General features: G+C 68.8%; 8 protein-coding genes. All 8 read right to left on the minus strand.

The genetic code is table 11. The features are described from left to right. Positions 1–93: 93 nt before the first annotated feature. The gene (locus Q4I23_RS28585; RefSeq protein ID WP_498528460.1) at positions 94–1317 is read right to left on the minus strand and encodes an FAD-dependent monooxygenase; all 1224 of its coding nucleotides are present in this window, start codon (positions 1315–1317) and stop codon (positions 94–96) included. An 85-nt stretch (positions 1318–1402) separates the two neighbouring features. Continuing rightward, positions 1403–2167: an ABC transporter ATP-binding protein gene (locus Q4I23_RS28590; RefSeq protein WP_498528461.1), complete on the minus strand. Its 765-nt coding sequence runs from the start codon at positions 2165–2167 to the stop codon at positions 1403–1405. After that, the gene (locus tag Q4I23_RS28595) at positions 2164–2952 is read right to left on the minus strand and encodes an ABC transporter ATP-binding protein (RefSeq protein WP_498528462.1); all 789 of its coding nucleotides are present in this window, start codon (positions 2950–2952) and stop codon (positions 2164–2166) included. Before Q4I23_RS28595 ends, Q4I23_RS28590 begins: the two co-directional genes overlap by 4 nt. Then, entirely contained in the window at positions 2949–3920 is a 972-nt protein-coding gene (locus tag Q4I23_RS28600) for a branched-chain amino acid ABC transporter permease (protein ID WP_040137893.1), read from the minus strand. Before Q4I23_RS28600 ends, Q4I23_RS28595 begins: the two co-directional genes overlap by 4 nt. A 1-nt stretch (position 3921) precedes the next feature. Continuing rightward, entirely contained in the window at positions 3922–4794 is an 873-nt protein-coding gene (locus Q4I23_RS28605) for a branched-chain amino acid ABC transporter permease (RefSeq protein ID WP_498528463.1), read from the minus strand. A gap of 98 nt (positions 4795–4892) precedes the next feature. Further along, entirely contained in the window at positions 4893–6029 is a 1137-nt protein-coding gene (locus Q4I23_RS28610; protein WP_035682982.1) for an ABC transporter substrate-binding protein, read from the minus strand. 264 nt (positions 6030–6293) lie between these two features. Further along, entirely contained in the window at positions 6294–6683 is a 390-nt protein-coding gene (locus tag Q4I23_RS28615; protein ID WP_498528464.1) for a hypothetical protein, read from the minus strand. 109 nt (positions 6684–6792) lie between these two features. After that, positions 6793–7071, minus strand: coding sequence for a hypothetical protein (locus Q4I23_RS28620; RefSeq protein WP_498528465.1), 279 nt, complete (start codon positions 7069–7071; stop codon positions 6793–6795). Positions 7072–7177 lie beyond the last annotated feature (106 nt).

The raw sequence follows: 7177 nt of genomic DNA on the forward strand, positions 1-7177 counted from the left end.
GATGTGTATAAGAGACAGCTCGCAGGGGAGGGAGTTTTGTCCCCTCCCCTGCGAGAGCGGAGGAGGGTTAGGGAGGGGGCAAGCAACGCCCGCTCACGCCACGAGGCGCGGCTTGTCGGAGAGGTTCGGGCGGAACGCGCGGGCGTCGTACTGGTAGACCCAGTTGGCCTGGATGCCGGTGGCCTGCGGGTTGAACAGGCCGCGCAGCCAGTACATGAAGTCGCGCTTCGCCTGCGCCAGCGGGGAGGGCAGGTGGTAGGTCCGCCCGCGCTCCCGCGCCTCCAGCTGGACGCGGCTGGTGCGGGGAAGCCGCTCCGCCTCGTAGTCGCGCAGCGCCGAGGCCACGTCGCTCCCGTGCCCCTTCAGGGATTCGGCCAGCACATGGGCGTCCTCGATCGCCATGGCGGCGCCCTGCGAGAGGAAGGGCAGCATGGGGTGCGCGGCGTCGCCCATCAGCGTGATGCGGCCCTTCGACCAGCTCGTCATCGGGTCGCGGTCGAACAGGCCCCATTTGTAGACCTGGTCCACCTTGCTGAAGAGCGTCTCCACGTTGCGGTGCCAGCCGCGGAAGGCGCCGAGCATCTCCTCCTTGCTGCTGGGGGCGTTCCAGGACTCCTCGACCCACTCCTTGGTCTCGGCGACCGCCACGATGTTCACGGCCGTGCCGCCGCGCACGTAGTAGGTCACGACGTGGCTGTGCGGCCCGAACCAGAAGGAGGCGTCGGGGCTGACGTAATCCACCACCCCGCCGGTCGGCACCACGGCGCGGTAGCACATGTGGCCGGTGAAGCGCGGCGCCTCCGGCCCGAACAGGGCGGAGCGCACGACGGAGCGCACGCCGTCGGCGCCGACGATCAGGTCGGCCTCATACTCGCTGCCGTCGCTGAAGCTGGCGACCGCCGTGTTCTTGTCCTGGCGCACGCCGGTGCAGCCCACCCCGAAGTTGGCGACGCTCTCCGGGACCAGCGAGGCCAGGATGGCGTGCAGGTCGGCGCGGTGGATGTGGATGAAGGGCGCGTCGTAGAGCACCGGGCAGGTCTCGATCAGCGGCGTGCGGAAGGTCTCCCGCCCGCTGCGCCAGTTGCGCCCGACCAGCGATTGCGGCAGGAAGCCGGCGGCCAGCATCTTGTCGAGCAGACCCAGCGACTTGATGACCTTCACCGCGTTCGGCGTCATCTGGATGCCGGCGCCGATCTCGCCGAAGCCCGGCGCCCGCTCGAACAGGCGGACCTCGAAGCCGCGCTGGAGCAGGCTGCCGGCCAGCGCGACGCCGCCGATGCCGCCGCCGACGATGCCAATTCGCATGTTGGTTCGCACTCTTGCCTCCTGAAGGACGGCGACCGAGAATTGTTCGGTCGTTCGTTTAATTATTCGTGACACGGCCTTTCGCCGTGTGGCGGCCTCAGCCGCCCAGATAGGCGCGCAGCAGGTCGGGGTCGCCGCGCAGCTCCGCCGAGGGGCGGCTGGCGGTGATGCGGCCCGTCTTGACCACATAGGCCCGGCTGGCGACGCCCAGCGCGTTGTGGATGTTCTGCTCGACCAGCAGCACGGTGACGCCGTGGGCGTTGACGGAGCGCACCACGTCGAACACCTCGTCGGCCATCTTCGGGCTGAGGCCGAGGCTGGGCTCATCCAGCATCAGCAGCCGCGGCTCCGACATCAGCGCGCGGGCGATGGCGAGCATCTGCTGTTCGCCGCCGCTGAGCGTGCCGGCCATCTGGCGCGACCGTTCGCGCAGGCGGGGGAAGCGGTGGAAGGCCATGCCGATGCGCCGCTGCACCTCCTCGCGCGAGCGGCAGAGATAGGCCCCGAGCGCGATGTTCTCCTGCACCGTCATGTTCGGCCAGACGTGCCGTTCCTCCGGGCAGTGGGCGATGCCGGCGGCGACGATGCGGTCGGCGGGCAGGTTCGCGATCGACTTGCCGTTCCAGACGATGGTGCCGGAGCGCGCCTTCAGCAGACCGGAGATGGCCCGCAGGATGGTGCTCTTGCCCGCACCGTTGGCGCCGATCAGCGCGACCGTCTCGCCGGCCCGCACGTCCAGCGACACGCCGTGCAGCGCGGCGGTGGAACCGTAGGCGACGTGCAAGCCCTCCACGGCGAGGACCGGCGCGTCGGCGGCCTGCGCGATGGCGGAGGGCGAAGGGGATTCGGAGAGCAGCGTCATGCGGCGGCCTTTCCGAGATAGGCTTCGGCGACTTGCCGGTTCTCCAGGATCTCGGCGGGGCGGCCCTCGGCCAGCTTGCGGCCGAAGTTGAGGACGACGATCCGGTCGGACACCGACATGACCAGATCCATGTTGTGCTCCACGATCAGCAGCGCGTCGATGCTGCGCCCGATCAACGTCTTCAGCACCGCGCCGAAGGTCCCGGCCTCGTGGCTGTTCAGCCCGGCGGCGGGTTCGTCGAGCATCAGCAGGCTGGGTTTGGCGGCCAGCGCCACCGCGACCTCCAGCAGGCGCAGCTCGCCGCAGGACAGCAGATGCGCCGGGGCGTTCATGCGCTGGGCCAGACCCATGGTTTCGACGATGGTGGCGGCGCTCTCCCGCGCCTCGCGCTCGGCGCGGCGGACCGCCTCGCCGGGGAAGAAGGTGGCGAGGAGGGATTGCCGGCTCGCCATGTAATGGCCGGTCAGCACATTCTCGAAGACCGTCAGCCGCTTCATGACGTTGGTCTTCTGGAAGCTGCGGACGAGGCCGAGCCGGGCGATGGCGTGGGGCTTGCGGTTGGTGATGTCCTGCCCCTTGAAGCGCACCCGCCCGTTGCTCGGCGCGTAGAAGCCGGTCAGCATGTTGAAGCAGGTCGTCTTGCCGGCGCCGTTGGGGCCGATCAGGCCGACGATCTCGCCGGGCTCGATGTGGAAGCTGAAGTCCTTCACCGCCGTGATGCCGCCGAAGGTCATGGTCAGGTCGTCGGCGCGCAGCAGCGGCTGCCGGTTGGTGGTCGCCGTCATACGGTGCGCTCCTTCGCGGCGTTGAGGGTCGGCTTGGCGGCCTGCTGCTCGCGGCGCAGGGCGATGAAGCCCATCAGGCCGTTGGGCAGGAACAGGACGATGGCCATGACGATCAACCCGAACAGGGTGAGGCGGAGTTCCTGCACCTCGCGCAGATACTCCTCCAGCACGGTCACGATCACCGCGCCGGCCAGCGGGCCGATCAGCGTGCCCTTGCCGCCCAGAAGCACCATGATGATCATCGTCGCCATGAAGGCGAAGCGGAACACCTCCGGCCCGACGAAGGAGATGTAGTGGGCGTAGAAGCCCCCGGCCAAGCCGGCCAGGAAGGCGCCCAGCACGAAGGCCTGCATCGCCGTGCCGAAGGGATCGACGCCGATGGACTGCGCCACGTAGCGGTTCTCGCGCACCGCCACCGCCGCCCGCCCGGCGTTCGAATAGACGAAGCGGTAGGAGAGGTAGAGCGCCACCGCGGCGATGCCCAGAACGATCAGGAAGAATCCGGCCTTGTCGGTGACCGTGACGTCCCCGAAGAGGTTCTGGCCGACGCCAGCCAGACCCATCGGGCCGTTGGTCACTGCGATCCAGTTGTTGGCGACGATGCGCAGCACTTCGGCGAAGGACAGGGTGACGATCACGAAGTAGGGGCCTTGCAGGCGCAGCGTGATCGCCCCGATGGCGAAGCCGAAGACGGCGGAGACCAGCCCGGCCAGCGGGATCGTCACCCACATCGGCATCCCCGCCTGGGTGGACAGCAGCGCCGCCGTGTAGGCCCCGGTGCCGAGGAAGGCGGTGTGGCCCAGCGAGAATTCGCCGACATAGCCGACCACCAGATTGAGGCTGCTCGCCAGCACCGCGTAGAACAGCGCCATGATGGCGAGGTGCAGGATGTACTGGTCCGTCACCGCGAAGGGCAGAAGCGCCGCCCCCGCCAGGAAGGCCAGGAGGATGTTGCGTTCCAGGGTCATGTCAGGCCCTTTCCGTGCGGATCGAGAACAGGCCCTGGGGCCGGAACAGCAGGATCAGGATGACCAGGACGAAGCCGATGACGTCCACCATGCCCATGGACACGTAGCCGCCCCACATCGCCTCGGCGACGCCCAGCAGCAGGCCCCCGGCGATGGCCCCGGCGAAGCTGCCCATGCCGCCGAGGATCACCACGACGAAGCTCTTCAGGCTGATGAGGCCGCCGACCGACGCCTGGGCGGAGTAGATGGAGGCCAGCAGCATCCCCGACAGCGCGGCCAGCGTGCAGCCCAGCGCGAAGGTGGCGGCGTAGACGTGGCCGGTGCGGATGCCGGCGAGGCTGGCCGCCATCGGGTCCTGGAAGGTGGCGCGCATCGCCGCCCCCAGCCGGGTCCGGCGGATCAGCAGATGGGCGCCGACGATCAGCGCGATGCCCACCGCCACGGCGAGCAGGCGCAGCTTGGTCACCGCGATGGGGCCGAAGAACAGCGGCCCCTCCGCCACCGCGCCGGCCACCTTCATGGGCGCCGGGCCGACCAGCAGGAGCGTGCCGTTGACCAGGAAGATCGACAGGCCGATGGTCAGCAGGATGCCCGGCTCCTCACCCTGGCCGCGCACCCGCTCGATCAGGAAGCGGTCGACCAGCCAGCCGACGGCGGCCATGAAGACAGCGACCACGATCAGGCCGCTGAAGAAGTCGAGGCCCAGGTGATTGGTGACGAACCAGCCGCTGACCCCGCCCAGCATGTAGAACTCGCCATGGGCGAAGTTGACCACGCGCATCAGGCCGAAGATCAGCGTCAGGCCGAGGGCGGAGAGCGCGTAGAACACGCCCATCACCAGCCCGTTGGCCAGGAACTGCGGAAAGAGATCCATGACGTTCTCGCAAAAGCAGGCCCGCACAAACGGTGCGTTGGATCGGTGCGCGCCGCGGGAACGGTGCCGTCACGGCAGCCCCGCGGCGCGTCCGCCGGTCAGTGCGGCGCGTCCACCGGGGTGGAGGCGATCACCTTCGGTTCGCCCTTCTCGATCCGCACCAGCACCGCGTCGAAGCCGTAGGCCTGGCCCTTGTCGGTGAACTTGTAGACGCCGTTCGGCGCCTCGTAGCTGGTCTTGGCGAGCGACGCCCGGATGGCCTCGGCGTCGGTGCCGCCGGCCCGCGCGATGGCCTGCCCGGCGATGTTCAGCGCGTTGTAGCCGGCGGCGCCGTACTTGCCGGGCTTGATGCCGTACTTCGCCTGGTATTTCTGGACGAAGGTCTGGTTGCGCGGGGTGTCCATGCTGGAGGCGTAGGGGACGGCGGCGTGGATGCCTTCCGCGGCCTCGCCGGTCAGGTTGATGAAGTCGGCGGTGGCCCAGGAGCCGACGCCGAACACCTTGGTGTCCAGCCCCATCTCGCGGATCTGCTTGACCAGGATGGAACCGTCCTGCGTCTCCGCGGCGACGAACACGCCGTCCGGCTTGGCGGCGCGCAGCTTGGTCAGCAGCGTGAAGAAGTCGGTGGCGCCGTGGTCGAAATACTCGGTCAGCACCGTCTTGACGCCCAGCGCCGTCAGGTCGCGGGAGAATTCCTCAACCCCGCCGCGGCCCCAGTCGTCGTTGACGCCGATGTAGGCGACCTTGGTCAGCTTCAGGTCGTTGGCGAGGATTTTGGCGAAGGCCTCCGCCATCAGCGCGTCCGTCTCGGCGGCGCGGAAGAAATAGGGGTTGCCCTGTTCCGTCAGGCTGGCCTTCGACGACACGCCGGTGATCAGCGGCAGCTTGTATTTCTGGGCTACCGGCATGATCGCTGCGGTGGCGGAGCTGCAGAAGGCGCCGACCAGCGTGACGACCTTGTCCTTCTGCACCAGCTTCTCGACGGCGTTGACCGAGTTGGCCGGCGTACACTGGCCGTCCTCGACGATCAGTTCGATCTTCTTGCCGAGGACGCCCCCCGCGGCGTTCATCTCCTCTACGGCGAGCCGGGCGCCTTCCACCACGGACTTGCCGTTGTAGGCGACCGATCCGGTCAGCGGCTGGACCAGCCCGATCCTGACCGTGTCCTGCGCCTGCGCCGGAACCGACGCGGCGACGCCGGTCAACAGCAGGCCGCCCAGTACCACGTTTCTCATCTCTCCCTCCGCGTTCGACGGTGATGTCGCGATGACGGCGAATGACGATTCCCTGTCGGCGCCCCGCCGCTCTCGGCGTGGGCGCGTCGGCCCGTTGCGGGAACGCGTGCCGTTCGATGCGGCAATCGTTCCCGTGTTTTATTATACGGCCAATTAATTATTCAGGGATGCTAACGGTCGCGTCGCGGCGCTGTCAATCGCTTTTCCGACGAAGACGGTTGGGGATTTTTCGGGGAGAGGTTTTGCGCCCGCTCGGCGCGCTCCTCAGCGGAGCGCGTCGAGCGTGTCGGCGTTGGGGCAGAGCAGCGCGTGCTCCGGCTGCGTGCAGCCCTCGGCGAGCAGATGGCGGCAGGTGCGGGCGCTGCGGCAGAGCGCGCAGACACGCTGCAGGTCGTTCATCAGGTCGGGGCGGTCCTGTTCCACCACCGCGCCGTCGACGCCGTGCAGAGCCATCGCGGCGGGCAGAAGCGCGCCGACATGGCCGGCGCGCAGCACGGCCGGGGCGGTCAGGGCGGTCAGGCCGGCGTCGGCCAGCACGCGGTCGCGGTCGTGCGGCGCCAGCGCCTGGAGCGCGTCCAGGGACCGCGCGCCGCGCCAGCCGCGCAGGAGTTTCGCGCACAGGCCCTCATGCGGCGCGGGGGCGGGGGTGGTCATGGGAGTCTCCGAAGCGGGTTATTAATCGTTCGATTAATATTCGCCATCGGAGCGCTCGGCGCTTTGATGTGGATCAGCCGCGCCCGGTTTTCGTCGCCCCCGGTTTTCGTCAGGGCGCCGGACGTGTCCCGACGCAGCGCACGGTGTAGCGCCGGAAGCCGAAGCCGGACTCGCCCTCGCAACGCTCGACCAGGAAGGCCGCGCGCCGTGTGACGATGCGGCTTCCCATGGCGAGCGGGGCGTCGTGCGCCAGTTCCAGCATCATGCGCTGCTGGCGCTGCGGGTGGGACAGCAGCAGGGCGCGGGCCTCGCCCAGCCGCCGCCCCTCGGCATCGCGGCAGCGGGCCGGGACCTCGAACATCCAGAAGGCGAGCGCGGCTTCGGACATGGGCGGAGTCCTCGTGGGATGGAGGGGTGTTCGGGTGCCGACGGTGCCCCCACCCCGGCCCACCCCCGGTGGCTTATAAAAAAATGACGCTGCCGACCATTAAAAC

This window comes from Azospirillum sp. UFLA03-27 (genome assembly GCF_059803775.1).

What these genes read in the sequence shown, in the direction of transcription:
- Q4I23_RS28590 (WP_498528461.1), bottom strand. Translation starts at nt 2,167, where the DNA reads ATGACGCTGCTCTCCGAATCCCCTTCGCCCTCCGCCATCGCGCAGGCC.
- Q4I23_RS28595 (WP_498528462.1), bottom strand. Translation starts at nt 2,952, where the DNA reads ATGACGGCGACCACCAACCGGCAGCCGCTGCTGCGCGCCGACGACCTG.
- Q4I23_RS28600 (WP_040137893.1), bottom strand. Translation starts at nt 3,920, where the DNA reads ATGACCCTGGAACGCAACATCCTCCTGGCCTTCCTGGCGGGGGCGGCG.
- Q4I23_RS28605 (WP_498528463.1), bottom strand. Translation starts at nt 4,794, where the DNA reads ATGGATCTCTTTCCGCAGTTCCTGGCCAACGGGCTGGTGATGGGCGTG.
- Q4I23_RS28610 (WP_035682982.1), bottom strand. Translation starts at nt 6,029, where the DNA reads ATGAGAAACGTGGTACTGGGCGGCCTGCTGTTGACCGGCGTCGCCGCG.
- Q4I23_RS28615 (WP_498528464.1), bottom strand. Translation starts at nt 6,683, where the DNA reads ATGACCACCCCCGCCCCCGCGCCGCATGAGGGCCTGTGCGCGAAACTC.
- Q4I23_RS28620 (WP_498528465.1), bottom strand. Translation starts at nt 7,071, where the DNA reads ATGTCCGAAGCCGCGCTCGCCTTCTGGATGTTCGAGGTCCCGGCCCGC.